We start from the raw sequence: 24,893 nt of genomic DNA on the forward strand, positions 1-24,893 counted from the left end.
TTTCTCCACAGCCTGAAAATAACCTCCTCTTTAAGAGGAGGTTATTTCACACGCCAAGAAAATTTAAATTTTAATAAGCGAGATAATAGTAGGTAGACTATCGTACTGGTCCCTATAAAACCAATATAATAATTTAAGATAGAACGACTTCCGCCCGCTGCCATTCCTCCAAACATTCCAATAAAGATTACACAACATATCATACATAGTGTTTTAAGCTTCGGATATAATAGAAAGTTTCCGTTTTGTTCATTAGGTGATCTTGTATATAAGTACATTCCTAAAGGGAATAGAATAAGTATATTTGCAATTGGACCGGTAAGTTTTGTTGCTGAAGGAATATACGTAAAATTAGGTTCATCATGACGTACGCCTTGTTGATCAGTATAAGCACGTTGAGGATCGTAATTAAAATTAATATTGAATCCACGAACGGGCGCTAAAATACTCATTTTTTCTATTACTGAACCGTAACGATCTACATTTTCCTCCGTATAGACGGTATGATTGGAAGTAAGTCCAACCGTATGAATAGAAATAGCTCCGGCAATTAGAGTCGGCAAAATAAAAGGGAATCCAAGTATAGCAACACTGAAGAATCCTTGTGAAATCATATTACCAGCAATTGTTCCTATGCATAATGCAAGTGTATAGATAGCAATTAAGATGATAACCATGTACAAGAAGTAAGTATGAAATGGTGAAAATATTTGATACTTATTATGAAAGGTTGTCTTTTTCATAATAGCAAAAAGTCCCCAATTTAGTATAACGATAGCTACAATATTACACACACCAAAAAGCCATTTCGTTATGAAGAGATGTTTTCGTTTAAATGGCATAGACCATAAAATGTCACTTGATTGATTTTGACGTTCCCATCCAATAAGAATGCAGGCTAATATAATAAGGAGTCCTCCTTGAACCATGATAGCATCGGGAAGTGAAAGTTGATAATAGTATCGGTATATATATTTCCATTCATTATGTTCATGAAAATATTTTAATTGCTCGGCAGCTGCTAAATAGTATTTATATGATAGTACATAAAAACTTACTAACCAAAGTAGCCAAACAATATATTTACTTTGTTTGTAGGTATGCACCCATAATGCTTTTTGAAACATAGGATCTCTCCTTTAAAAAACTTTATAGTTTGTAAGACGTGATAATATAAAATAAGTGACGATTCCGAATAAAAAGAATCCAACATAGTAACTAAATAATAAATCAAAACGTTTTAACATTTGCCCACCTATTAATGCAAAATAAAAGGTAGTACACCACATCCAGAGTGAGTTGTATTTTGGAAAAAGGAAAATTTTCTTATTATGTTCATTAGGTGACCTTGCATAGAGAAACATCCCAATAAGCAAACTGAAAATTGTATAGAAGATAGGAACAAGTATTATTTTTGCAGAGTAATAACTATGAAAAGTAGGTCCCCTTTGTATTACTTTTCCATGATCTTCATCTGATTGGGCAGTAGGGTGGTAATTATAACTAATTGAAAAGTCTAATATAGCGCTTGAAATGTTGGTTTTTTTATTGAATTTATAAACGTTTTCGAAACTTGTATAACTTTTATTTTCGTGTATTGCTTCAGCATGAGCTGTAAAGAAAAGGAGTAAGAGTGAAAAGATTCCCATTCCCATTATGCAAAAAGTAATGCTGAAGATGCTTTGTGAAATAATACTGCCAGTAAATGTACCTATACATAAAGAGACAGTATAGATAGCGATATATGTGAAAATTGCATACAAGAAATATCGATGAAACGGTTCGAAAGATTGATATTCAAAGTGAATCGTAGATTTATAAATAAAATACATAAGACCCCAATTGATTAGAAATGATAGTACAATGAAAAATCCACCAAAAACCCACTTCGATAAGAACATATCACGTCTTTTAAATGGAAATGTCATAAGTGAATCTCCATTTTGATTACTTCGCTCCCAGCCAATTAATATACAGGATAGGATAATTGTAATAATACCTAACCAAAAGCTATTAGAAGAATGAAAAGAATAATGATAGTAGAACTTTTCTTCACCTATTTTTTCTGGATGGAGAAAGAGAGACTGTTGAGTTTCTGCTGCTTGATAGTATTCGAAAGATAAAAAATAAAGTGAACTGAAGAGAAAAAGTAACACAGCATATTTCCCGCGCTTCCAATTCCACATCCACAACGCCTTATGAAACATACCCATCCTCCTCCAGTGTCGTAACGAAGACATCTTCAAGTGACATTGTTAATTCTTCAATGAGTATAGGTTGCTCTTTATAAAACTTCTCAAGCGTTACAGCTACATTTCCTTCAATTAAAATCGTATATACTTTTCCCGTTTGATTTAATATTTTAATATTGCTCAAGTTTTCTAGTTTTTGAGGTAATGATCGTTCATAAGCAACTTGAATTTTAGCAAATTGTGATTTTGCATCGTCTAGTGATGTAATAGAAGATACGGTATGTCCTTTTAATATGATGATTGTATCTGCAATTTGTTCAACTTCATCTAAATGATGGGTAGATATGAAAATGGTAATCTCTTTTTCTGCAACTTCTCCAACGAGAAACTGTAAAATCTGTCTTTTAACGATAGGATCAAGTCCGTTTGTTGGTTCATCTAAAATAATATATTCTGCCTGTGCAGCAACAGCTAAAATGATGGCAAGCAGTGCCTTCATTCCTTTTGAATAACTACGAATTCGTTTGTTTGGTAAGTTGAAACGTTCTAGTAGTTCGTAGAAATATGGTTCATCAAATGCGGTATAAACTGCTTTATAAAACTTCACGATTTCTTTTACTGTATAACCGTTCAGTATGTTAGTAGAATCCGGGACATATACGATTTTTTGTTTCGTTTCAGGATTCTTATGAATGTCGATATCCTCATATGTAACAGTTCCCTCATCTGGGTCTAAAATGCCGACTATCGTTCGTAATAAAGTTGTTTTCCCCGCACCATTTCTTCCAAGTAATCCGACGATACTACCTTTTTGTAATGTGAAAGAAACATCGTCTAAAATTGTTTGATTATCAATTGTTTTCTTCAAGCTTGTCACTTTCAACATTCGTATTCCCTCCAATCTCTTTATAGTATGAATCTATCCAATCATGAATTTTATCTTTCGTAATACCAAGATAAGAGGCTTCTAATAGTAATTGATGAAATTGCTTTTCAACCATAGCGATTTTCCTTTCGTCTAATGTTGGGGTAATCGATTGGGATACAAATGTTCCTTTTCCTCGTAACGTTTCAATAATTCCTTGTCGCTCTAACTCTTGATACGCTTTACTCACTGTATTTGGATTTATAACGAGTAAAGAAGCGAGTTCGCGTACAGAAGGAAGTTTATCACTTGGAGCCAACATGTTTTTCAATACGAGTTCTTTTATATTTTGAACAATTTGTTCCCATATCGGAGTGTTGCTTCTTGGATCAAGTTGAATATGCAAGAGCAATCTCTCCTTCCTCATATGTATTAAGTGTACTACTATGTGTAATACACTTAATACAATATAGGGGACGAATGTATTTGTCAACTGAAAATAATAGAAAAAATTGGTATTAAAAAAAGGAGAATTGGAAAAAATAGGTCTGATATAGAATGGAGGGTTAGTCATGAAGCGAGTTTTTGGAATACTTGTTTGTTTCATGTTATTGCTTTCTGGAACTTCAGTGAGTTTTGCGCAATCTGAAAAAACGAAGCAGGAGAAAACAGAAGAAACAACGCCGAAGTTAGCGGAACAAGCGTCGTCAGCAATCGTAATTGAGCAAGATACAGGTAAAGTTTTATTTGATAAAAACCCAAATGAAAAATTACCACCTGCTAGTATGACAAAGATTATGACAATGCTTTTAATTATGGAACAAGTTGAAAAAGGAAAACTAAAACTGACCGATAAAGTTAGAGCAAGCGAACATGCAGCTTCAATGGGTGGATCGCAAATCTTTTTAGAACCTGGGGAAGAGATGACTGTAAATGAGATGTTAAAGGGTATTGCAATTGCATCTGGAAATGACGCATCTGTTGCAGTAGCCGAGCACATCGCAGGTTCAGAAGAAGGATTTGTAAATATGATGAACAAAAAGGCGAAAGATTTAGGGCTGAAAAATACACATTTTCAAAATCCAACAGGTCTTCCGGCCAAAGACCATTATTCGACAGCAAATGATATGGCTATAATGGCGAGAGAATTGATGAAGTATCCACTTATTCGTAAATACACAGGTAAGTACGAAGATTATTTACGTGAAGATACGGATAAAAAGTTTTGGCTCGTTAATACGAATAAACTAGTACGTTTTTATCCTGGCGTAGATGGAGTAAAAACAGGTTTTACGACAGAAGCGAAATATTGTTTAACAGCATCGGCTGAAAAAAATGGTATGCGTGTCATTTCAGTTGTCATGGGAGCACCAACATCAAAAGAACGGAACAACCAAGTGACAAAGCTTCTTGACTATGCATTTGGACAATATATGACAAAGAAATTGTATACGCGCGGCGAAAAAATTAAGACAGTTCAAGTAGGAAAAGGGAAAAAAGAAAAAGTAGATTTAGTTGCGTCAGATAATGTTTCTCTTCTTATGAAGAAGGGCGAGAATATGGACAAGGTAAAACAAGAAGTAATTGCTGAAAAGAAAGTAAAAGCACCGATTAAAAAAGGTGACGCGCTTGGCACCCTTGTTATAAAAAAAGATAAAGATGTTTTATTAAAACAAACAATTATAGCAAAAGAAGATGTTGCTGCAGCGAGCTGGTGGGAGTTATTTAAAAGAAGTTTTGGGATGTTTTCAACATCAAAATAGCGGCAAATATTTTGCCGCTTTTCTATTCGTATGTAAGTGAATAATGCTGAAAGGTTTCACTTTATGACGAAATAGTTCTTCTTTTGTCAGCAGGAAGGATTCTTATTTTATATCACGAAAATCTTTATGTATGTGAATAAGTAAAGTTTGAGCATAAGGAGGAAATCGTGTGAGTCTTTCCATGCAATTAGAAGTAAAACGTGACGTCCTATGTGTGAGACTAGAGGGTGAATTAGATCATCATACGGCTGAAGAGTTGCGAACGAAAGTAACAGATATGATTGAGACACATGGTGTTCATCATATTGTTTTGAGCCTAGAGAACTTATCGTTTATGGATAGTTCTGGTCTAGGTGTTATATTAGGCCGATATAAACACGTAAAGGGATTAGGTGGAGAAATGGTTGTTTGTGCAATTTCACCGCCTGTTAAGCGTTTATTTGAAATGTCGGGCTTATTCAAAATCGTTCGCTTAGAAGAAAGTGAAGCGCACGCGCTCGCGACGTTGGGGGTGGCATAGATGAGAAATGAAATGAACCTTCAATTTTCAGCATTAAGTCAAAATGAATCATTCGCTCGCGTTACAGTGGCGGCTTTCATTGCACAACTAGATCCAACGATGGAAGAATTAACGGAGATTAAAACAGTTGTGTCAGAAGCGGTTACAAATGCAATTATTCATGGATACGAAGGAAATGCAGAAGGTATTGTTTATATTTCTGTAATTTTGGAAGAAGCAATGGTGAAACTCACGATTCGAGATGAAGGGATTGGAATCTTTAACTTAGATGAAGCGAGACAACCCCTTTTTACAACTAAACCTGAATTAGAGCGTTCCGGAATGGGATTTACTATCATGGAAAATTTTATGGATGAAGTAGAAGTTATTTCAAACGAATCTTTCGGGACAACAATCCATTTGACAAAATACTTATCAAATAGTAACGCTCTATGCAATTAAGGAGAATAGCCTATGGACATAGAGGTCAAAAATGAGAAGAAGAAACCTCAGTTAAAGGACCACGAGCTAAAAGCGTTAATTCAAAAAAGTCAAGATGGAGATCAACAAGCGAGAGATACAATCGTTCAAAGTAATATGCGCCTCGTTTGGTCGGTTGTACAGCGGTTTCTTAATCGAGGATACGAACCAGACGATTTATTTCAAATTGGATGTATTGGGCTCTTGAAATCGGTAGATAAATTTGATTTATCTTTCGACGTGAAATTTTCAACATATGCAGTTCCAATGATTATTGGTGAAATACAACGTTTCTTACGCGATGATGGATCAGTGAAAGTTAGTAGGTCTTTAAAAGAAACAGGAAACAAAATTCGAAAGATGAGAGATGAGCTTTCGAAAGAATTCGGAAGGGCTCCAACGATTAATGAAGTGGCAGAGGCACTAGAACTAACGCCAGAGGAAGTTGTTCTAGCACAAGAAGCGAGCCGGGCGCCTTCATCTATACATGAAACTGTATATGAAAACGATGGAGATCCAATCACTATTTTAGATCAAATTGCAGATCAATCTGAAACGAAATGGTTCGATAAAATTGCTTTAAAAGAAGCGATTAGAGAACTAGATGAACGAGAGCGCTTAATTGTATACTTGCGTTACTATAAAGATCAAACTCAGTCAGAAGTAGCAGAGCGCATAGGCATTTCGCAAGTACAAGTTTCAAGACTTGAAAAGAAAATATTAAAACAGATGAAAGATCGAATAGACGAATAATTGTCTATTCGATCTTTTTATGCCGTTAATAGGAGAGCGATGTTAATTTTCGTAAAAATTAACAGAATTTATTTATAATTTAGTCAATTTAAAATGTAATCCAAGTATGAACTTGTCATAAAGGGGGAAGGAAAAATGGAAACGAGGCAACAATGGGGAACGAGGGCTGGATTTATTTTCGCAGCGGTCGGATCTGCCGTTGGATTAGGAAACATATGGCGTTTTCCTTATACAGCGTATGAAAATGGAGGAGGAGCATTCTTTTTACCGTATTTATTTGCATTATTAACGACTGGTATTTCATTGTTAGCGTTTGAGTTTGCCCTTGGTCATCGTCATCGTGGCTCAGCACCACTTACATTTTTCCGTATTAGCCCGCGTGCAGAATTTATTGGATGGTGGCAAATGTGCGTAACATTTATCGTTTCAACATATTATGCAGTGATTATTGCTTGGTCTATATCGTATACATACTTTGCAATTACTGGAGCATGGGGAAAAGACACGCAATCATTTTTATTTAAAGAGTACTTACATGTTGCAGATAAGCCAGGACAATTTGGAGGACTTGTACCAGAAGTATTAATTCCGTTAGCTCTCGTTTGGATTATTGTGCTTGGCGTTGCATTTAAAGGAGTTAAAAAAGGAATCGAAGTTGTTAACCGTATATTTATTCCTTTATTAGTTGTTATGTTCCTTATTATCGTTGTTCGTGCAGTGACGATGGAAGGTGCTATGCAAGGACTAGATGCATTCTTTAAACCAGATTGGAGTCGTATTTTTGATGGGAAAGTATGGCTTGCTGCTTACGGTCAAATATTCTTTAGTTTATCTTTAGCATTTGGAATTATGATTACGTATTCTAGTTATTTACCGAAAAACTCGGATACAACAAATAATGCCTTTATTACTGGATTTGCAAACTCAGGATTTGAATTATTAGCAGGTATTGGGGTCTTTGCAGCTCTTGGATTTATGGCAAATAATATGGGAGTACCGGTTGATAAAGTAGCAAGTGCTGGCGTTGGGCTTGCGTTCGTAGTATTTCCCCAAATTATTAATGAATTGCCGATGTCACCGTTGTTTGGTGTTTTATTTTTCTTATCGTTAACGGTTGCTGGAATTACATCACTTATTTCACTCGCGGAAGTATGCTTTGCCGCTGTATCTGAAAAATTCAGTTTAAGTCGGGAAAAAACTATTGGAATTATGGGAACCCTTCTCGTGTTAGTTTCTCTTGTTTTTGCAACACGTGGTGGGCTTATGTTCTTAGATGTTGTCGACTATTTCGCTAATAATTTCGGATTAATTACAATTGCACTTGCGGAAGTAGTTACGATAGGGCTCATTTTACGTCGTTTACCAGTTTATCAAAATCATGCAAACTTTGTATCTGATATTAAATTAGGAACGTTTTGGAGAGTGAGTTTACTCGTTATTACTCCGCTTATGTTAGGGTATATGCTAATTGATGGTACAATCCAAAATATTAAAAAGAACTACGGAGATTATCCGACTGAGTTTGTTGTAATGTATGGTTGGTCGATAGCAGCAGCATTCCTCATAGTTGCAATAATCATTGGTCTGAAAAAATGGGATGCACAAATTCATTCGGATTCTGCCAAGCTTGAAAAAGAATGGAAAGATCGAGGTGTTTCATAATGAGTGGATCAGCGATTATGATGATGGTTATTGGAATCGTAGTCATTTGGGGAGGGCTTGCATTAAGTATTGCAAACTTATTTAAGAAAAAGGCATAAGTAAAAAACATCTGTACCAAAATGGTGCAGATGTTTTTTTATGAAAAAATTGTATTAGAAAAAAATTCAATAACCATACTACAACTACGAGGAAGAGTGAAGGGGTGAATGAAAGTTGGAACAAACGATTTATATTAAAATGCGCAATCGTTTAAAAGTTTCTCCTTCGTATGAAGTGAAGCTAGGTGATGTTGCTCAGCTTGCTGGAGATGCTTTCGTAGTTGAAGCGTTACAAAATGAGATTGTTTACAAAATAACAGCACACGATAAGACGCATGTTGTAATTGATGTTATGAAGATAATTGAGATCATTAGGCGAAAAGCGGCTCACATACAAATTAATTTACTCGGTTCTGGACAAACTCTTGTTGAAATTATTTATGAAAAAAAGAAAGTGCACCCAGTTTTCTTTGGACTTGTATGGTTATTACTTTTTATTGGAGCAGCTCTTGCAATCATTTATTTCCATGAGGATGTAAGTATGCAACAAGTACATCAACGGTTATATTACATGATTACTGGAGAATTTAATGCACAGCCACTTTTATTTCAAATTCCTTATTCTGTAGGTCTTGGCTTAGGGATGGTTCTATTCTTTAATCATGTATTTCAAAAACGAATTAATGAAGAGCCGAGTCCGTTAGAAGTTGAGATGTTTCAATACCAACAGTCGCTTGATCAGTATGTAATCGTTAATGAAAACAAGGATAATATGAAACAACTTGCCGATGATTGAGTCTGGATTTGTTATTTTAATTGGTTTAGCTGGAGGGATAGCGGTAGGTAGCGGATATGTCGCATTTTTAGCTGTACTTGGTATAATCCCCCGTTTAGCTCAATTAACGAGAAGTGGAAAGCATATTCAATATTTTGAGTGGGCAGTCATTGCAGGTACTTTAACAGGGGCTTGGTGCAGTTTGAAAAACATTACATTTCAAACGTCGCAATATTGGCTCGTTATATTAGGGCTATTTTGTGGTACGTTCATTGGAATGCTCGCTGCGGCATTAACAGAGGTGTTAAATGTTCTACCTATTTTAGCGAAACGAGTAGGGATAGAGGGGAAGATTATTGTTTTACTCGTTGCTCTTGTACTTGGGAAAGTAATAGGCTCGTTGTTTCACTGGATTTATTTCGTAAAGTAGGAGGCAGTATATAAATGACAAGTCAGAAATTGAAGGATGATTACATAAATAAAGTGAAGGAGTATCATCCAAAGCCAAACTATTTACTAAATTGTATCAAAGCATTTCTTGTAGGTGGACTCATTTGTACAGTTGGAGAAGTATTGATGAAATTTTATATACATTATTTTCACTTCAGTGAACAAGAGGCAGGAAACCCAACTGTTGCAACGCTTGTTTTATTATCCGCGATTTTAACAGGATGTGGTGTATATGATAAAATCGGTCAATTTGCTGGAGCAGGATCAGCGGTACCGGTAACAGGATTTGCAAATTCTATGGCGAGCGCTGCCTTAGAACATAAGAGTGAAGGGATTGTTCTAGGGATTGCGACAAATATGTTTAAACTGGCAGGAAGTGTGATTGTATTTGGGGTTGTTGGTGCATATATCATTGGGTTAATAAGGTATACCTTTAAAATTTTTATGTCTTAAAGGAGGGGCTAGTATGAGGTTGACCGGAAAACAAACGTGGGTATTTCAAAACGATATATATGTGAATGCAACGGGTACTGCTGTCGGTCCGAAAGAAGCTGAGGGCCCTCTTGGAAAAGATTTTGATATTTCATATGATGACTTGCATTGTGGAGAGGAAAATTGGGAGCTCGCCGAACGAAGATTAATGTCAGACTCAATTCAACAAGCAGTGCAAAAAGGGAATATAAAAACATCGCAAATTGATTTCTTTTTAGCGGGAGATTTATTAAATCAAACAGTGACAGCAAATTATGTTGCGCGTAAGTGGGGCATTCCTTTTTTAGGAATGTTTAGCGCCTGTGCGACGTCTATGGAGACTTTAGCAGTTGGATCAGCTTTTATAGACGGTGGATTTGCAAATCGTGTCTTAGCTACAGTAAGTAGTCATAATGCAACGGCTGAAAGACAATTTCGCTATCCAACAGAGTACGGTGGGCAAAAACCAGGGACAGCAAATTCAACTGTGACTGGTGCAGGATCTATATTAATTAGTAATGAAAAAAGTGCAATTAAAATTACGGCGGCTACAATCGGAAAAGTGCAAGATTTAGGAATCACAAATCCTTTGGATATGGGGGCAGCGATGGCTCCAGCAGCAGCTCATACAATTCAACAGCATTTTGAAGATTTAAGAAGAAGTGCCGATGACTATGATTTGATTGTTACGGGTGATTTATCAGCTGTTGGGACACCGATTGCAAAACAACTTTTACTTGAGGAAGGTTACGATCTTGGACATATATACAATGATTGCGGATTAATGATTTATGAATCAAGTCAAGAAGAAGTGTTTGCAGGTGGTAGTGGTTGCGCTTGTTCAGCAGTTGTCACATATGGCCATTTATTACACGAGATGCAAAAAGGGAATTTACAACGAATTTTTGTCGTTGCCACTGGCGCATTATTAAGCCCGATAATGATGCAACAGAAAGAAACGATTCCAACAATTGCACATGGTGTCGTATTTGAGAGAGTTAAAGGAGAGTGAATTGTGGATTTTATATATGCATTTCTTGTAGGTGGAGCTATTTGTGTAATTGGGCAACTATTGTTAGATTTCGCAAAGTTAACACCAGCTCATTTAATGGCAACTTTTGTAGTCATCGGAGCAATTTTAGATGGATTTGGATTGTACGATAAACTAATAAAGTTTGCAGGTGCTGGAGCAACAGTCCCTATTACAAGTTTTGGACATTCACTATTGCACGGAGCAATGCATGCAGCAGAAAAACATGGATATTTAGGAATTGGTATTGGCATGTTTAGTTTAACGTCTGCGGGCATTTCCGCAGCGATATTGTTTTCGTTTTTTATAGCACTTATATGTAAACCGAAAGGATAAATCAAATGAGACGAAGGGTTGTTTTGGTCACAGATGGAGATGAATATGCAAAGCGGACAATTGAGCTTTTAACAAAGGAATTTGGGGGAAGGTGTATTTCAGCATCACAAAGTAATCCAACCAAATTGACAGGGAAAAAAGTTGTTGAGCTTATTATGCAAACGCCATATGACCCTGTATTTGTCATGTTTGATGACAGTGGATTTATTGGAGAAGGATCTGGTGAAAAGGCTTTAAAATATGTAGCTACCCATAAACAAATTGATGTGCTCGGTATTTTAGCGGTAGCGTCTAATACGCATCATTGGGAATGGGCACGTGTAGATGTAAGTGTAGATCGGAACGGAAATTTAACCGAATACGGTGTTGATAAATTTGGACTTCCAGATGGTGAAATTGGCAGAATTAGCGGAGATACAATTTATTGTTTAGATGACTTGAATGTTCCTGTCATCGTTGGAGTCGGTGACATTGGTAAGATGTGCGGGAATGATGAATGGGAGAGAGGATCACCTATTACTAGAAAAGCGATTCAATTAATTTTGGAAAGGAGTGGTTTTTATGACGAAGCCTAAAAAAGTGGATATCCCTATATCAACTTTCATAAGTGATAATGAAAATTATTTAAAGCAGACAGTTGGACTAGGCGTTACATACGATGTTGGCATTCGTAAATTTCAAATTTTGAATAAAGAAATCGGTGTGTTATTTGTAAACGGACTTTGTGATACAAATTATATTATCCCTATTTTAGAAGAAGCGGTGGATACAAATGAGATAAGGGATGTAGAAGAAGATACAGTGAAGCTTTTAGAGAATCGCTTAATCCATCAACAAGTAAGCAAAGTGAAAACGATGGATGAGGTAATGCTCCAAGTATTATCAGGGCTCATTGTGATATTTGTGGAAGGTGAAACGGAAGCGTTCGCGATTGATGTTCGTAGTTATCCAGGGCGAACACCGACAGAACCAGATACCGAAAAGGTAGTACGCGGTGCGAGGGATGGATTTGTTGAAAATATCGTTGTAAATACAGCGTTAATTCGTAGGAGAATTCGAGATCCACGACTTCGAAATGAAATGGTTCGAGTAGGAGATAGATCACAAACGGATATTTGTATTACATACGTTCAAGATGTTGCAAATCCAGATTTAGTAAAGATTATAAAACAAGAATTAAATAACATTGATGTAGATGGAATTACGATGGCGGATAAAACAGTAGAAGAATTTGTTGTAAAGCAAAGCTATAACCCATTCCCGCTTATTCGATATACAGAAAGGCCAGATGTAGCAGCAAATCATCTACTAGAAGGACATGTGTTAGTACTTGTTGACACATCGCCAAGTGCTATGATTACACCGACAACATATTTTCACCATTTACAGCATGCAGAAGAGTTTAGACAAAATCCAGCTGTCGGTACATTTTTACGCTGGGTGCGCTTTTTAGGTGTTATATTCTCGTTATTTTTATTACCATTTTGGTTAGTGTTTGTATTTGATCCAACTCTTTTACCAGCAAATCTTGCTTTTATTGGACCGACTAAGATGACGCATTTACCAATCCTATTACAGGTGTTAATGGCAGAGGTCGGACTTGAGTTTTTAAGGATGGCTGCTATTCATACTCCAACCCCATTATCGTCTGCAGCAGGGTTGATTTCCGCCATATTAATTGGTCAAATTGCAATTGATGTAGGTTTGTTTGTGCCAGAAGTAATTTTGTATGTAGCGGTTTCGATGATTGGTGCATATGCAACACCGAGTTATGAATTAGGATTAGGAAATAAGGTTGGGAAATTGTTTGTTATTATTTTAACAGGTCTCTTCCATGAGATGGGATTTGTAATTGGTATGACGATATTAATTTTATTTTTAACGTCTATAAAAAGTTTACAAACACCTTATTTATGGCCGTTTTTACCATTTGATTGGGGCGCGTTAACAAAAATTTTACTCCGTCCAACGATGTCTAGTTTAAAAGTACGACCAAGTATTGTAAGACCTCAAAATGTAAAAAGACAAAAATAAACGGGATTATACACCCGTTTATTTTTTTAGTAAAAATTTATTGTTTTTTAACAAAAATCAAACATTTTTTGTGTACACTTAGAGTAGATATTGTGTATGGAAGGGGAAGAGTACATGATTAAATTATTTGTAAGTGATTTAGATGACACGCTCGTTTACGATGTGAATCATATGCAAAAAGAAGATGAACGTGCGCTGTGTTGGTTAGCTGAGAAAGGGACAAATATTTGTTTTGCCTCTGGCCGCTTTACACACAGAATTGATGAAGTTGTAAAAAGGTTTTCATTCCCATATTACATAACTGGCTTAAATGGAGCGACAATGTTACTTCCAGATGGGAATTTATTTCATGAATCGAGTTTTGAAAATACGGTTGCCCAGGAAATATATCGATATATACATAAAAAAGGACTAGCGGATATTGTTTGTGCAAATGAGCAACGATATACAAAAAGGAAAAATGAACATCACCATAATTTTGAAGCGTATATGGGCGTGCATATCGCCGAAATTGAAGCGTTAGAAGAAGAGTTTGGTAAGACTGTACACCCTGCAAAATTGTTTGTTTTTGGAGAAGAAGAGAAAATTGTGACATTAGATCAAGAGCTACGAGATACGTTTCAAGGCGAAGCGGAAGTTTTTATATCAGGTAAACGCTATGTTGATATTATGCCAAGAGGCGTGAGTAAGGGGAGTGCTCTAAAACGAATAATGGACCATTTGCAAATTGAAGCAAATGAAGTTGCTTGTATTGGAGATTCTTTCAATGATATTTCTATGTTTGAAGTAACCCCGCATTCATTTACTCTTCATCATGCCCATCCATATGTAAAGGAGAAAGCAAATCATATAGTGCGTTCGGTTGAAGAGGCTGTTATGAAATTACCGTTACTTGTATAAAAAAGAAGCCCGTCACTGGCGGGCTTCTTTTTTACTTGAATAAAGATTTAACAAAATCAATGATACTTGAGAAGAAATCTTTCACTTTATCTAGAAAACTTTGTCCTTCTTCAGATCCTAAAAAGGCAGAAACGTGTTCTTTTGCTTTGTTTAATTGACTACCAACTTGATTCCAATCGATATTAAGATTCTTCATTTTATCAAATAACGCTACTAGGTTATCTAATTGTTCATCTGTTAATGTAATGCCGAGTTGATCAGCAATTTTTTTAATTAATGAACGTAAATCTTCTGTTGTTTTTGGCTGTTCTTTTGCAATTTCTTCTTTAATTTTTGCAACAAGTTGAACTGCTTTTTCTTCACCAATTTTATCACCAAGCTGGGCTGTTTGTACCATTTCTTCATTCGCTACTTTTTTAACTTCTTCCGGAATTGGTTTATTGGACGCAGTTTCATATGCTTTCATTAATCCAGTTAAAGCTGCAGTTCCTGAAACTTTAAAAGGTGCAGTAATTTGAATTTCTGCATCTTTTACACCTGCTGTAATCAAAGCGTTAGTGTACATTGCATCTGTTACCCAGTTAATGTTCTTTGATCGCACAATAAGACCAGATCCTGGTTTTGTGTATGTAATCATAGAAGAAGAAATTGCTCTCGTACCAATTTGTGCTTTTGGAACAATGCCTTCTAGAAATTTATGTTCTTCCGCATTAGATACAGTAATAATTGTAGCATCTTTCGGTGCTTTCATTTCTTTTAACAGATCTTGTTTTTGTTGTTCGGATAAGTTCTCTCCTAGTGTAACAATTGATTCTCCCTCGATGATGTCTGCAAATGAAGCTGTTGGCATCATAAATACCGTTACAGCTAATAGCAGAGCTAATAATTTCGTTTTCACGAAAAACCGCTCCCTTTCTCTTTCTAAAATTTTCGGGCAACAAAGTTATTATAGTATATATTTCTTATTTGTCACCTAGCTTTTTCCGCATTTTAAAAAAGAAGTATCTAGATTGTCGGATTCTTTTTGTTTCTAGTCATGAATGTGGTAATATAGTGCTGAGATAGTTGAAAGGAGACATATACATATGAAAACTTTAGGATACATATTAATGGAAAACGGTGAAAAAATCGAATTGGAATTTTTCCCAGAAGAAGCGCCAAAAACAGTAGAAAACTTTAAAAAATTAGCAGAGCAAGGATTTTATGACGGTGTTACATTCCACCGTGTTATTCCTGGCTTCGTAAGCCAAGGTGGAGACCCAACAGGTACAGGTGCTGGTGGTCCAGGTTACTCTATTCCATGTGAAACTGATGGAAACCCTCATAAACACCTTGTAGGATCACTTTCTATGGCTCACGCTGGCCGTAACACAGGCGGTAGCCAATTCTTTGTTGTTCATGAGCCACAGCCACATTTAGATGGCGTTCATACTGTATTTGGTAAAGCAACAAGCGGTATTGAAACAGTATTAAAAATGCGTCAAGGCGATGTAATGAAAGAAGTTAAAGTTTGGGAAGAATAAGGTAAGGAAAAAGAGAGCTTTTGCTCTCTTTTTTATTTTTAATGAGATTGAGTACTTCTTCTATAGCTCATCATACAAGTAGTATTGTTGCTAAAATATATTGCTTGTGAGAACAAAGCTTTAACAAATTACATAGAATACATTACATTATATGTTTCAACAAATATTTTTTGTTATATTAATTTTGCTAGAATTGTGCTGTTTTAGGGGAACTATTAACGAAGTGATGTTGAATGATATGTTTCTTTTCATTCCATATAAAATTTTATTTTTTTCACTCTATTTATTAAAGGAATAGTGCTGAAACATAGATTTGACTTTCTTCTTTTCGCTTTGTATGATTATCAAGTTGTTTTAGACTCTTCTCACTCTGTTGAAAATATTGTAAAATGAATGTGATATGAAAAGAGTGATTGAGGGGATTACTAGTTTGTAACTTTTGTGAGAAGGGATAAGGGTTATGTTAATTCGTTTTAAAAAAAGTTATGAAAAAATTGCAATGGGGCTTCTTTCGTTTATGCCAACTGAAAAAGATGTGAAAACATTACAATTGACAATGAAAGAATATGAAGCAAAAGATGATTGGCAATTGTATTTGTGGAAAGAAAATGAAGATTTTGTTGGAATAATGGGGATTGTAAAAAAAGAGAATCAAGTATTAGAAATCCAGCATTTAAGTGTAAATCCGTCCCATCGTCATGTGGGGATTGGAACGAAGATGGTTCAAGAGTTAAAGAGTAAATTTCTTGAGTTTACAATTTGCGGAAATGAGCAAACAGCAAGTTTTTGCGAAAAATGTAAAGGGCTAGAACAAAATATACATTCGTGAAAGCAGGGATAAGTAGTTTATTATCTCTGCTTTCTTTTTTGTAATTGTTCGTTTCGTTCAGTAATGACCTCTGTGCGATCACGCAAAGAGTGCTTGTGTATAATATATTCACTTGGAATAGCATTCAAGTCTTTCCAAGAGAGGTTTTGTTTTTTGCATAACTCTATGCACTGCTTCTCTAACAATGGATCTGATAAGGGTAAAAATAAAGGTACAAAACGTTCTTTTTTATGGATAGATTGCAATCTTTCATTGAGCAAGGAAAGAAGTTGTACTTGATTAATTCCTAAACGTTGTAAAGACACACCGCTTTTTTCTAAAATTGTGATTGCGCTTTTCATCATTTTTGTGGAACCATTCCAGTTAGCACGTCTTTGATGGTATAAAGAAACGGCAATTTGAATGAGACCAACTAAGTAATGATCACGATTTCCTCTTGGTTTTGTCTTCCAGTACTCTTCTAGTATTTCGTGGCATTCAAAATAGTCGTAATCTCCTTGGAAATGAATTAAAAATTGTATGTATTCGGTAGGATACATGTTTTCTCGCCCCTATCTAACGGTTATACATATAAGTGTATCATAGAAATATGAACAATAAACGACTAGGAGATTTCCCCCTAGCCGTTATTGTTCATATTAGCAGAAGCAAGCTGCTCCTACAATAATTAGCAAAATAAACAGTACAACAAGTAATGCGAACCCACCGCTAAAACCACAATCAACGTGACCCATAGTTTTTTGACCTCCTACATTGTTCTTACTACACTGTTATCATATGAAGTGGTGGGCATGATGACATAGGCATCGGTCTATTTTTAATTAAATTTCTTAAAAAGGTTGGATAGAACATGAGTATGCTCTATACTTATGTTGTTATAGAAAAAATGTGGTGGGATGCTTTGTGCAATATAATTTTAAAGTAGAGGCTTTTGAAGGGCCTTTAGATCTATTGTTACATTTAATACATCGTTATGAAATTGATATATATAATATTCCTGTAGCAGATATTACAGAGCAATATTTATCTTATGTGCATACGATGAAAGAACTGCAATTAGATGTTGCAAGTGAGTATTTAGTAATGGCCGCAACGTTATTACAAATTAAAAGTAAAATGTTGTTGCCGAAACATGAAGAAGATGTACTTGATAACGGTGATGATTTTATAGATGATCCTCGTCAAGAATTGATGGAGAGGTTAATTGAATATAAGAAATATAAGCAAGTTGCTACTGAGTTAAAAGAAAGAGAACAAGAAAGAGCACAGCTATATACACGTCCACCAATTGACTTTACATCGTTGCAACAAGAAGAAGAGACAAGCTTGCCTCTTGATGTTACGTTATATGATATGCTAGCGGCATTTCAAAAATTAATGCGCCGTAAAAAGGCAAAAAAACCTGTAACAACACGTATTACTCGTCAAGAAATACCAATTGAACAGCGAATGACTGATATTTTAAAGCAATTAAAAATAAAGGGTGGTCGCCAAAGTTTTCATGATTTGTTTGTTGATGATGAACGTGAAATAATGGTTGTAACATTTTTAGCAGTTCTGGAACTTATGAAAAATCAACAAATCATAATTGAGCAAGAACATAATTTTGATGAAATTTTCGTATCAAGCTCTAATAAATCTGCATAGAGCAAGTATATGAAATTGGGATAGAAACACTTTATCCCGTGCTATGTTTTAATGTATCGTTTGGAACAAGAGAAAAAATATTGAACCGAACGCATTGATTGTGATTCGGTTTTTTGATGTGTATTTTTATGGGAAAATAGAAGGAAGGAGCTCGTGAAATGGATAGGAAAGAACAAAAGTCAATTATTGAAGGCCTTTTATTTGTTTCTGGTGATGAAGGGATTTATCCAGAACAAATAGCGAAAGTTCTTGGAATTGAAATGAATGAAGTAATTAATATTTTAGAAGAAATGCAACAAGAATGTGAAGGTGCAAACCGTGGTTTGCAAATTGTACAGTATGCAAAAGTATATCGTTTTGCTACAAAGAAAGAACATGCTTCATATTATCAAAAATTAATAGATACACCAACAGCTGCTTCGCTCTCACAAGCTGCCCTTGAAACGTTAGCGATTGTTGCATATCGTCAACCAATCACAAGGACTGAAATGGAAGAGATTAGAGGGGTTAAAACCGATAAGGCGTTACAAACGTTGGTTTCACATTTACTTATAAAAGAAATGGGAAGAGCGGAAGGACCAGGGCGTCCTATTTTATACGGAACAACAAAAGAATTTTTGGACACATTTGGATTGAAAACATTAGATGATTTACCGCCGCTTTCTGAAGAGAATGAACAAATGAATGAAGCGGATTTATTCTTCGGTTCCTTACAAGAGATATCGAAATAAAAGCTTAGCATTTTGCTAAGCTTTTTTTGTATATCAATTATTTACAGTGCCATACTAAATGAAAAAAGGAGACGAGTTATGAGAGGTATGCGGATTATTCTATTATTAGTTTCTGTTTTATTATGTTTTTCTTTAAATAGCGCATCAGCTAAAAGGTATATGATGTCCATTCATACTACGTCTCCTTTACATATGCATCGGCAACATCTTAGTAAAATGAAAGTGAGCTTTTTAAAAGTGGGGCAAGGTGATGCAACACTTATCATAATGCCAAACGGACAAACAATGTTAATTGATGGAGGACCTTATGAAGCAGGAGAAGTTATTATTCAGAAATTAATTGAGAAAGGGATTAATCATTTAGATGTAATTGTCAGTACGCATCCCGATATGGATCATATAGGGGGGCTAATTCCAATTGTAGAGCAAATGCCGGTATCGCTTATATTAGATAGCGGAAAAACATATAGTTCTCTTACTTATCATACATATCGGAATAATATTAAAAAAAGAGGGATACCTTTCGTTTCGGTAAAGGAAGGGCAATATATACCGCTGGATCCACATGTTTCTATACAAGTATTAAACAATGGGAAATCAAAAGATGAAAATAATGAATCCTCAATTGTTTTAAAGGTGCGATATGGAAAAGCGGATTTTTTATTAATGGGTGACGCGGATGTACGGACAGAACATGAAATATTAAAACAATTTGATGTACATGCAGATGTTTTAAAAGTGGGGCATCACGGTTCGTATACTTCAACAAGTGAAACGTTTATAAAAAAAGTGGAACCGCAGTTTGCTATTCTGTCTTACGGGAGTAGTAATCCGTATGGACATCCTCACCAAAGTGTAGTAAAACGCTTAAAAAGGCACGGTATAATGGTATATAGAACGAATAAACGTACAGTAGAAATAGAAACAGATGGTGAACATGTTATGTTAGAGTCTAGCGGGTTAATGCCATTGTTGAAGTGATTTCTATATTAGGGGTGGATACTGTCCCTTTTTGGAAAAATGAATAATATATATTATAGTTATAAAGGACGTAAGAAATTTCCTTTTTTGTTGAATAAAAAGGAAATTTCATTAGAATGTATAGACAACTACTCGTGCATATATTAAGATGGAACTAGGCGAATAAGGTAATAATAACAAGTAGGTATTTCATGGGAAAGGATCGATGAAAATGAAAACGCAAATTGTCATCAATGCCAAAATTTACACAGGTCAAGATATAGTGGAAAACGGATTTATCCGTTACGCAGAAACCATTAAAGAAATTGGTTTGATGGCTCAATATGTACCACAAGAAAATGAAACTGTTTTTGATGCTACAGGGAAGATTGTAATTCCAGGTATGATCGATGTTCATATTCATGGAGGATACGATATTGATGCGATGGATGCAAATAGCGATGGGTTAGTAACTCTAGGTAAAGAAATGTTAAAAGAAGGGGTTACAACTTACTTCCCAACAACAATGACACAAGCTCCAGAGGCAATTGAAGCAGCGCTAACCGCTGCGAAAGAAGCAAAAGAAAAAGGAGCACATTTCGAATATATTCACTTAGAAGGACCTTATGTTTCAAAGAAACGTGCAGGTGCACAACCACTTGAACATATCGTTCCTGCAAATATTGAGCAATTTAAACAATGGCAAGAAGCAAGTGGGAATTTAATTAAATTAGTAACATATGCACCAGAAGAAGAGGGAGCATTAGAGTTTGAACAATATCTTGCTGAAACTGGTGTAGTTGGCACAATGGGGCATACAGATGCAATTGATGCGCAACTAAAAAATAGAAAGATTACACATGCGACACATTTATACAATCAAATGCGTGGATTACATCACCGTGAACCAGGGGTTGTTGGTCATGTGTTATTAAATCCAGATGTAATGGTTGAAGTAATTACAGATGGTATTCATATTCACCCTGATATGGTGAAATTAGCATATAAGTTAAAAGGACCGAAAAAAGTAAGTGTTATTACTGACGCAATGCGCGCAAAAGGTCTTGAAGATGGATTATATGAGCTTGGCGGACAGCCGGTACATGTAAAAGATGGTAGTGCTCGATTAGAAGATGGAACGTTAGCTGGTAGTATTCTAAAAATGGATCAAGCTTTCCGAAATGTAATTGAATTTACAGGTTGTTCAATCGAAGATGCAGTACTGATGACATCAGTTAACCAAGCAGAAGAGTTTGGATTAAATAATAAAGGTGCATTAGCGGTAGGAAAAGATGCAGACTTTGTTGTGATGAATGAAGATTTACATGTATATGATACGGTTCGTTTAGGAATTCATATGAAGGAAGGGAAGTAATTAAATGAATATTCTTGTTGTAAAAACTCCAGAAGAACTAGCAGAAGCAGGTTATAAATTAATTGAAGAAGTTGTAAAAACAAAAGAAAATCCAACATTAGGAATGGCTACAGGAAGCTCTCCATTAGGTATTTATGCAGAAATGCGAAAAAATAAACTTGATACAAGCCGTGTAACCACTGTAAACTTAGATGAGTACGTAAATTTACCACATGAAGATAAAAACAGCTATCACTATTTCATGCAAGAACAGTTGTTTGATTATCTTCCATTTAAACAAACTTATGTACCAAACGGGATGGCAAGTGATTTAGAGGAAGAGTGCAAACGTTACGAGGGCATTCTAGCTGCTAACCCAGTTGACCTACAGATTCTTGGAATCGGTGAAAACGGTCACATCGGATTTAACGAGCCAGGAACACCGTTTAATTCTCCAACGAACATTGTTGAATTAACAGAATCTACACGCCAAGCAAACCTTCGCTTCTTCGAAAAAGAAGAAGATGTGCCAACTCATGCGATTACAATGGGAATTGGAAGCATTATGAAAGCGAAACAAGTTCTACTTGTAGCTATGGGTGCTAAAAAGGCAGAAGCTGTTAAAGAATTATTGCAAGGTGAATATAGTGAAGAGTGTCCGGCTACAGTTTTACAACGTCATCCGAATGTAACCGTAATCGCAGATCAAGAAGCTCTATCTTTATGCAGTGAGGCGATTGCTGATGAACATCGACAAGTATTCACCATTTCCGATCTATTATCAGATTCAAGAGTGGGTGAAACAGCTAATTGAGGACGGCGAATGGAAGCCGGGAGATAAAATCCCATCTGAGAATGAACTTTGTGATAAGTTCGAAGTGAGTCGTATGACAATCAGACAGGCGATTAATAATTTAGTGGAACAAGGCTATTTATATCGGAAGCGTGGAATTGGAACATTTGTCCAACTTCCGAAAGTGGAACAAAAATTGCAAGGAATGACGGGATTCACAGAAGATATGATTTCTCGTGGAATGAACCCAAGTAGTCAATTACTTAGTTTCCGCCTAGTTCCAGCTACTGCTAAAATAGCAGACCGGTTGAGAATACAGGAGGGGGAATCGGTTTATGAAGTGAGGCGTATTCGCTTAGCTGATGATGAACCGATTGCTTTTGAGACGACATATTTGTCGCCAGCTCTTGTAAAAGATATTAACGAAGAGATATTGCAACAATCTTTATATGAACATTTAGAGAAAAAACTGGGCTTTAAACTTGTTAGCGCTACTCAGTCAATTGAAGCTTCTGTTGCGACGGAAAATGAAGCTGAACATCTGCATATTCCTAAAAAGGCGCCTGTACTTGTAATGCGTCAATGGTCATATTCAGAAGGTGAGATACCGCTAGAGTACGTGAAATGTATTTATCGTGGAGATCGTTATAAATTTATTACGAATATCGCACGTAACAAATAGTATATTTCAGTTTGTGAAGTACAGTCGAAATGAAAATGGATAACATGTAAAGAAATAAAAATACGACTCATCCTTATAAGGAATGAGTCGTATTTTTATTATGAGCAATTACGTGGTTAACAGCATCTTTGACGTGATTTACTACATAGTGAGCGTGTTTTTTTACTGCATCATCTGCTTGCGACATAGCAAAACTGTGAGGAGTTAAAGAAAACATAGGAATATCATTGTAAGAATCCCCTATACAAGCAATTTCCTCAGGTTTTATTTGAAACTCATTTAATAAAACAGAAATGGCAGAGCCTTTACTAACATTCGGTGGCATTACATCTAAACATTGTTCTGCTGAGATGAAAGTACTAACTTTCCCGTGGAATTTTTCATCAATTTTTTTTTGAAGGAGTTGTAAGCTCTCCTTTGTTCCACCGACAGAAATTTTATTTGGGAAAATTGTATCATCAATCTTCTGTAGTAAGTTTGGTTCTTCAACAGAAGTCATTGTTACTTGTTGTTCAAGTTCTTGAATAAAAGGTGTTTTCTCTTCAATGTAATAATTATGCTCATCACTTACATAACGGAAATAAGGATTTTCATTCGTCATAGCTAACAAATCGGGAAGTATGCTGGAATCAAAAGTTGCAGATAATAGTTGTTTATTTTCATGTGTATATACAAAAACACCATTTACACTAATACGATGAAAATTTGTATTTACAGCTTTCATTAAGTCTGCAATTTCATTATCAAGTCTTCCGGAAGCGAAGCAAAGAATAACATTTTGCTCGGCGAGGCTGCGTAGTGCCGCAACATCTTGTTCATCAATAAGACCTCCGTGTTGCATCATTGTACCATCGATATCACTTACAAACATTTTAATCATGCTGTTATCTCCTTTCTATGTACAGTTGCTCTTACATTATACGCATCATATATAAACATGTCTAAAAAATGAATTTTTATTAAATGGCAGATGTTTTACATTGACGACAAAGAAGAATATTCTGTAACATAAAAGTAGGCTATTTAAGTACGAGGGTGGTGTTATATGAATAATTATCTAGAAATTAAAAAAGTTTTAAATAATAATGTCATCATTGCTAGCCATCCTGAACACGAGGAAGTAGTAGTGATTGGTAAAGGAATTGGATTTGGGAAAAAAGCGAAAGATGTATTGGAGCAAGAACAAATCGAAAAAATGTTTGTCTTAAAAAATGAACGTGATCGTGAACAATATAAATTATTAGTGCCGCATGTTAGTGAAAAATTAATTGAATTGATGAACGATATTATGCTGTACATTCAAGAAAAAGCGAAATCTCCACTAAATGAACATATTCATATTGCGTTAACAGATCATATTTCATTTGCAATTAAAAGGTTAAAACAAGGACTTACAATTGATAATCCTTTTTTAGTTGAAACAAAAATGCTCTATCCAGAGGAATATGAAATTGCGGAAGGTGTTGTAGAACTTTTAAATTCTCGTTTGCAAATTACATTGCCAGAAGGAGAAATTGGTTTTATTGCACTTCACATTTACAGTTCGCTTACAAATTCTGATTTATCTTCAGTTAATCAAAACTCCCGTCTCATTGCACAACTTGTATCTTTAATTGAGACAAACTTAGAAATTACATTAGATCAAGAGAGCATTCATTATTTACGCCTTATTCGTCATCTTCAATATGCTATTGAGAGGGTGAAAAAAGGAGAAAAAGTAGAAGAATCGCAAAGTTTTGCTGATTTATTAAAGGCGGAGTATCCAGTTTGCTATAACGTAGCTTGGAAGCTAGTTAAGGTCATGCAAAAAGAGTTGCAACTACCTGTATATGAAGCTGAAAGTATTTATTTAACGATGCACTTGCAACGCTTAGTCAAGGCAGAGCATGTGTAATAATTCATATATTTTTGTCTAAAATGAAAACGTTAAAAAAAATGATTGAATCGCTTACAATAGTTATGTATAATAACTATTGCAAAGTTATACAAATTTCGACAAACACATTAAGGTGAGTAACGAAAACGTTTGCCTTAATTATAGTGAACTTATACGTAAACCTATTTTTGACACGTGTTACTGATTCGATCAGGCATGAGTGGAGAAAAGTAAGGAATGTAAGCTAGAG

General features: G+C 35.4%; 31 protein-coding genes. 23 read left to right on the top strand and 8 right to left on the bottom strand.

Annotation, left to right across the window (positions count from 1 at the left end):
- Positions 1-41 precede the first annotated feature (41 nt).
- The 4 genes from DN400_RS24460 to DN400_RS24475 are packed head-to-tail and all read right to left on the bottom strand — an operon-like array spanning position 42 to position 3,463.
- A complete protein-coding gene (locus DN400_RS24460) occupies positions 42-1,127 on the bottom strand; it encodes an ABC-2 transporter permease (protein ID WP_000486564.1) in 1,086 nt (361 codons plus the stop codon).
- Positions 1,128-1,139: 12 nt separating this feature from the next.
- A complete protein-coding gene (locus DN400_RS24465; RefSeq protein WP_000468556.1) occupies positions 1,140-2,207 on the bottom strand; it encodes an ABC transporter permease in 1,068 nt (355 codons plus the stop codon).
- Complete coding sequence (locus DN400_RS24470) at positions 2,197-3,078, bottom strand: ABC transporter ATP-binding protein (RefSeq protein WP_097911998.1); 882 nt, start codon at positions 3,076-3,078, stop codon at positions 2,197-2,199. The genes DN400_RS24465 and DN400_RS24470 overlap by 11 nt, the downstream gene beginning before the upstream one ends.
- Complete coding sequence (locus tag DN400_RS24475; protein WP_000548028.1) at positions 3,044-3,463, bottom strand: GntR family transcriptional regulator; 420 nt, start codon at positions 3,461-3,463, stop codon at positions 3,044-3,046. The genes DN400_RS24470 and DN400_RS24475 overlap by 35 nt, the downstream gene beginning before the upstream one ends.
- Positions 3,464-3,629: 166 nt before the next feature.
- Between DN400_RS24475 and dacF the strand changes: the two genes are divergently transcribed.
- From dacF to DN400_RS24550, 14 genes are all read left to right on the top strand, one after another.
- Positions 3,630-4,820 carry a serine-type D-Ala-D-Ala carboxypeptidase DacF gene (gene dacF / locus DN400_RS24485; protein ID WP_000831997.1) on the top strand — a complete coding sequence of 397 codons (1,191 nt, stop codon included), beginning with the start codon at positions 3,630-3,632 and terminating at the stop codon, positions 4,818-4,820.
- A 169-nt stretch (positions 4,821-4,989) separates the two neighbouring features.
- On the top strand, positions 4,990-5,340 hold the full coding sequence (gene spoIIAA / locus DN400_RS24490) for an anti-sigma F factor antagonist (protein ID WP_000059135.1): 351 nt from the start codon (positions 4,990-4,992) through the stop codon (positions 5,338-5,340).
- On the top strand, positions 5,341-5,781 hold the full coding sequence (spoIIAB, locus tag DN400_RS24495; RefSeq protein ID WP_001243398.1) for an anti-sigma F factor: 441 nt from the start codon (positions 5,341-5,343) through the stop codon (positions 5,779-5,781).
- A 12-nt stretch (positions 5,782-5,793) separates the two neighbouring features.
- A complete protein-coding gene (gene sigF / locus DN400_RS24500) occupies positions 5,794-6,552 on the top strand; it encodes an RNA polymerase sporulation sigma factor SigF (RefSeq protein ID WP_000350729.1) in 759 nt (252 codons plus the stop codon).
- 135 nt (positions 6,553-6,687) lie between these two features.
- Positions 6,688-8,214, top strand: coding sequence for a sodium-dependent transporter (locus tag DN400_RS24505; protein WP_098211070.1), 1,527 nt, complete (start codon positions 6,688-6,690; stop codon positions 8,212-8,214).
- Positions 8,214-8,312, top strand: a complete 99-nt coding sequence (locus DN400_RS24510) for a methionine/alanine import family NSS transporter small subunit (RefSeq protein ID WP_000016826.1) — start codon at positions 8,214-8,216, stop codon at positions 8,310-8,312. Before DN400_RS24505 ends, DN400_RS24510 begins: the two co-directional genes overlap by 1 nt.
- Positions 8,313-8,427: 115 nt before the next feature.
- Positions 8,428-9,048, top strand: coding sequence for a stage V sporulation protein AA (locus tag DN400_RS24515; protein WP_016512343.1), 621 nt, complete (start codon positions 8,428-8,430; stop codon positions 9,046-9,048).
- On the top strand, positions 9,041-9,457 hold the full coding sequence (gene spoVAB, locus DN400_RS24520; RefSeq protein ID WP_043352414.1) for a stage V sporulation protein SpoVAB: 417 nt from the start codon (positions 9,041-9,043) through the stop codon (positions 9,455-9,457). Before DN400_RS24515 ends, spoVAB begins: the two co-directional genes overlap by 8 nt.
- Before the next feature lie 14 nt (positions 9,458-9,471).
- A complete protein-coding gene (gene spoVAC / locus DN400_RS24525) occupies positions 9,472-9,930 on the top strand; it encodes a stage V sporulation protein AC (RefSeq protein ID WP_000203808.1) in 459 nt (152 codons plus the stop codon).
- Between the two features lie 13 nt (positions 9,931-9,943).
- Positions 9,944-10,960, top strand: coding sequence for a stage V sporulation protein AD (spoVAD, locus tag DN400_RS24530; protein WP_001241138.1), 1,017 nt, complete (start codon positions 9,944-9,946; stop codon positions 10,958-10,960).
- A gap of 3 nt (positions 10,961-10,963) precedes the next feature.
- Complete coding sequence (gene spoVAE, locus DN400_RS24535) at positions 10,964-11,314, top strand: stage V sporulation protein AE (RefSeq protein WP_000345907.1); 351 nt, start codon at positions 10,964-10,966, stop codon at positions 11,312-11,314.
- 5 nt (positions 11,315-11,319) lie between these two features.
- The gene (spoVAEA, locus tag DN400_RS24540; protein ID WP_001254416.1) at positions 11,320-11,889 is read left to right on the top strand and encodes a stage V sporulation protein SpoVABEA; all 570 of its coding nucleotides are present in this window, start codon (positions 11,320-11,322) and stop codon (positions 11,887-11,889) included.
- Positions 11,876-13,348, top strand: a complete 1,473-nt coding sequence (gene spoVAF, locus DN400_RS24545) for a spore germination protein SpoVAF (RefSeq protein WP_000165595.1) — start codon at positions 11,876-11,878, stop codon at positions 13,346-13,348. Before spoVAEA ends, spoVAF begins: the two co-directional genes overlap by 14 nt.
- A gap of 96 nt (positions 13,349-13,444) precedes the next feature.
- Positions 13,445-14,248: a Cof-type HAD-IIB family hydrolase gene (locus tag DN400_RS24550; RefSeq protein WP_147801995.1), complete on the top strand. Its 804-nt coding sequence runs from the start codon at positions 13,445-13,447 to the stop codon at positions 14,246-14,248.
- 31 nt (positions 14,249-14,279) lie between these two features.
- On the opposite strand, the gene DN400_RS24555 is transcribed toward DN400_RS24550, so the two are convergent.
- Positions 14,280-15,146 (bottom strand): DUF1002 domain-containing protein, encoded by an 867-nt coding sequence (locus tag DN400_RS24555; protein ID WP_000850513.1) that lies wholly within the window; start codon positions 15,144-15,146, stop codon positions 14,280-14,282.
- 187 nt (positions 15,147-15,333) lie between these two features.
- On the opposite strand from DN400_RS24555, the gene DN400_RS24560 reads away from it, so the two are divergent.
- Together DN400_RS24560 and ribT are read left to right on the top strand one after the other, a co-directional pair.
- Positions 15,334-15,771, top strand: a complete 438-nt coding sequence (locus DN400_RS24560) for a peptidylprolyl isomerase (protein ID WP_000853788.1) — start codon at positions 15,334-15,336, stop codon at positions 15,769-15,771.
- A 460-nt stretch (positions 15,772-16,231) separates the two neighbouring features.
- Positions 16,232-16,600 (top strand): GNAT family N-acetyltransferase RibT, encoded by a 369-nt coding sequence (gene ribT / locus DN400_RS24565; protein WP_000908401.1) that lies wholly within the window; start codon positions 16,232-16,234, stop codon positions 16,598-16,600.
- A gap of 20 nt (positions 16,601-16,620) precedes the next feature.
- Here the strand turns inward: ribT and DN400_RS24570 are convergent, their stop codons facing one another.
- The gene (locus tag DN400_RS24570) at positions 16,621-17,139 is read right to left on the bottom strand and encodes a DUF309 domain-containing protein (protein WP_097822474.1); all 519 of its coding nucleotides are present in this window, start codon (positions 17,137-17,139) and stop codon (positions 16,621-16,623) included.
- Between the two features lie 99 nt (positions 17,140-17,238).
- Positions 17,239-17,334 (bottom strand): YjcZ family sporulation protein, encoded by a 96-nt coding sequence (locus DN400_RS24575; RefSeq protein ID WP_000510194.1) that lies wholly within the window; start codon positions 17,332-17,334, stop codon positions 17,239-17,241.
- A gap of 169 nt (positions 17,335-17,503) precedes the next feature.
- On the opposite strand from DN400_RS24575, the gene scpA reads away from it, so the two are divergent.
- The 6 genes from scpA to DN400_RS24610 all read left to right on the top strand — a co-directional run bounded on the left by scpA (position 17,504) and on the right by DN400_RS24610 (position 22,767).
- A complete protein-coding gene (gene scpA / locus DN400_RS24580; RefSeq protein ID WP_001199751.1) occupies positions 17,504-18,247 on the top strand; it encodes a segregation/condensation protein A in 744 nt (247 codons plus the stop codon).
- A 158-nt stretch (positions 18,248-18,405) separates the two neighbouring features.
- Positions 18,406-18,978: a segregation/condensation protein ScpB gene (gene scpB, locus DN400_RS24590; protein ID WP_097912002.1), complete on the top strand. Its 573-nt coding sequence runs from the start codon at positions 18,406-18,408 to the stop codon at positions 18,976-18,978.
- Between the two features lie 78 nt (positions 18,979-19,056).
- Entirely contained in the window at positions 19,057-19,959 is a 903-nt protein-coding gene (locus DN400_RS24595; RefSeq protein ID WP_001214828.1) for a ComEC/Rec2 family competence protein, read from the top strand.
- A gap of 211 nt (positions 19,960-20,170) precedes the next feature.
- A complete protein-coding gene (nagA, locus tag DN400_RS24600) occupies positions 20,171-21,313 on the top strand; it encodes an N-acetylglucosamine-6-phosphate deacetylase (RefSeq protein WP_002094130.1) in 1,143 nt (380 codons plus the stop codon).
- 4 nt (positions 21,314-21,317) lie between these two features.
- Positions 21,318-22,106 (top strand): glucosamine-6-phosphate deaminase, encoded by a 789-nt coding sequence (gene nagB / locus DN400_RS24605; RefSeq protein WP_001024213.1) that lies wholly within the window; start codon positions 21,318-21,320, stop codon positions 22,104-22,106.
- Positions 22,036-22,767 (top strand): GntR family transcriptional regulator, encoded by a 732-nt coding sequence (locus tag DN400_RS24610; RefSeq protein ID WP_014894892.1) that lies wholly within the window; start codon positions 22,036-22,038, stop codon positions 22,765-22,767. Before nagB ends, DN400_RS24610 begins: the two co-directional genes overlap by 71 nt.
- Before the next feature lie 73 nt (positions 22,768-22,840).
- On the opposite strand, the gene DN400_RS24615 is transcribed toward DN400_RS24610, so the two are convergent.
- Positions 22,841-23,647: a Cof-type HAD-IIB family hydrolase gene (locus DN400_RS24615; protein ID WP_000594250.1), complete on the bottom strand. Its 807-nt coding sequence runs from the start codon at positions 23,645-23,647 to the stop codon at positions 22,841-22,843.
- A 165-nt stretch (positions 23,648-23,812) separates the two neighbouring features.
- On the opposite strand from DN400_RS24615, the gene glcT reads away from it, so the two are divergent.
- Positions 23,813-24,661, top strand: a complete 849-nt coding sequence (gene glcT, locus DN400_RS24620; RefSeq protein WP_001067322.1) for a glucose PTS transporter transcription antiterminator GlcT — start codon at positions 23,813-23,815, stop codon at positions 24,659-24,661.
- The last annotated feature ends 232 nt before the right edge of the window (positions 24,662-24,893 follow it).

The organism is Bacillus sp. AR8-1, from assembly GCF_008042345.1.
Lineage (GTDB): Bacteria > Bacillota > Bacilli > Bacillales > Bacillaceae_G > Bacillus_A > Bacillus_A cereus.

Excerpts from the sequence above, each read along its gene's own strand:
- DN400_RS24460 (WP_000486564.1), bottom strand. The coding sequence starts at position 1,127 with ATGTTTCAAAAAGCATTATGGGTGCATACCTACAAACAAAGTAAATAT.
- DN400_RS24465 (WP_000468556.1), bottom strand. The coding sequence starts at position 2,207 with ATGTTTCATAAGGCGTTGTGGATGTGGAATTGGAAGCGCGGGAAATAT.
- DN400_RS24470 (WP_097911998.1), bottom strand. The coding sequence starts at position 3,078 with ATGTTGAAAGTGACAAGCTTGAAGAAAACAATTGATAATCAAACAATT.
- dacF (WP_000831997.1), top strand. The coding sequence starts at position 3,630 with ATGAAGCGAGTTTTTGGAATACTTGTTTGTTTCATGTTATTGCTTTCT.
- spoIIAB (WP_001243398.1), top strand. The coding sequence starts at position 5,341 with ATGAGAAATGAAATGAACCTTCAATTTTCAGCATTAAGTCAAAATGAA.
- sigF (WP_000350729.1), top strand. The coding sequence starts at position 5,794 with ATGGACATAGAGGTCAAAAATGAGAAGAAGAAACCTCAGTTAAAGGAC.
- DN400_RS24505 (WP_098211070.1), top strand. The coding sequence starts at position 6,688 with ATGGAAACGAGGCAACAATGGGGAACGAGGGCTGGATTTATTTTCGCA.
- DN400_RS24510 (WP_000016826.1), top strand. The coding sequence starts at position 8,214 with ATGAGTGGATCAGCGATTATGATGATGGTTATTGGAATCGTAGTCATT.
- spoVAB (WP_043352414.1), top strand. The coding sequence starts at position 9,041 with ATGATTGAGTCTGGATTTGTTATTTTAATTGGTTTAGCTGGAGGGATA.
- spoVAC (WP_000203808.1), top strand. The coding sequence starts at position 9,472 with ATGACAAGTCAGAAATTGAAGGATGATTACATAAATAAAGTGAAGGAG.
- spoVAD (WP_001241138.1), top strand. The coding sequence starts at position 9,944 with ATGAGGTTGACCGGAAAACAAACGTGGGTATTTCAAAACGATATATAT.
- spoVAEA (WP_001254416.1), top strand. The coding sequence starts at position 11,320 with ATGAGACGAAGGGTTGTTTTGGTCACAGATGGAGATGAATATGCAAAG.
- spoVAF (WP_000165595.1), top strand. The coding sequence starts at position 11,876 with ATGACGAAGCCTAAAAAAGTGGATATCCCTATATCAACTTTCATAAGT.
- DN400_RS24550 (WP_147801995.1), top strand. The coding sequence starts at position 13,445 with ATGGAAGGGGAAGAGTACATGATTAAATTATTTGTAAGTGATTTAGAT.
- DN400_RS24560 (WP_000853788.1), top strand. The coding sequence starts at position 15,334 with ATGAAAACTTTAGGATACATATTAATGGAAAACGGTGAAAAAATCGAA.
- ribT (WP_000908401.1), top strand. The coding sequence starts at position 16,232 with ATGTTAATTCGTTTTAAAAAAAGTTATGAAAAAATTGCAATGGGGCTT.
- DN400_RS24570 (WP_097822474.1), bottom strand. The coding sequence starts at position 17,139 with ATGTATCCTACCGAATACATACAATTTTTAATTCATTTCCAAGGAGAT.
- DN400_RS24575 (WP_000510194.1), bottom strand. The coding sequence starts at position 17,334 with ATGGGTCACGTTGATTGTGGTTTTAGCGGTGGGTTCGCATTACTTGTT.
- scpB (WP_097912002.1), top strand. The coding sequence starts at position 18,406 with ATGGATAGGAAAGAACAAAAGTCAATTATTGAAGGCCTTTTATTTGTT.
- DN400_RS24595 (WP_001214828.1), top strand. The coding sequence starts at position 19,057 with ATGAGAGGTATGCGGATTATTCTATTATTAGTTTCTGTTTTATTATGT.
- nagA (WP_002094130.1), top strand. The coding sequence starts at position 20,171 with ATGAAAACGCAAATTGTCATCAATGCCAAAATTTACACAGGTCAAGAT.
- nagB (WP_001024213.1), top strand. The coding sequence starts at position 21,318 with ATGAATATTCTTGTTGTAAAAACTCCAGAAGAACTAGCAGAAGCAGGT.
- DN400_RS24610 (WP_014894892.1), top strand. The coding sequence starts at position 22,036 with ATGAACATCGACAAGTATTCACCATTTCCGATCTATTATCAGATTCAA.
- DN400_RS24615 (WP_000594250.1), bottom strand. The coding sequence starts at position 23,647 with ATGATTAAAATGTTTGTAAGTGATATCGATGGTACAATGATGCAACAC.
- glcT (WP_001067322.1), top strand. The coding sequence starts at position 23,813 with ATGAATAATTATCTAGAAATTAAAAAAGTTTTAAATAATAATGTCATC.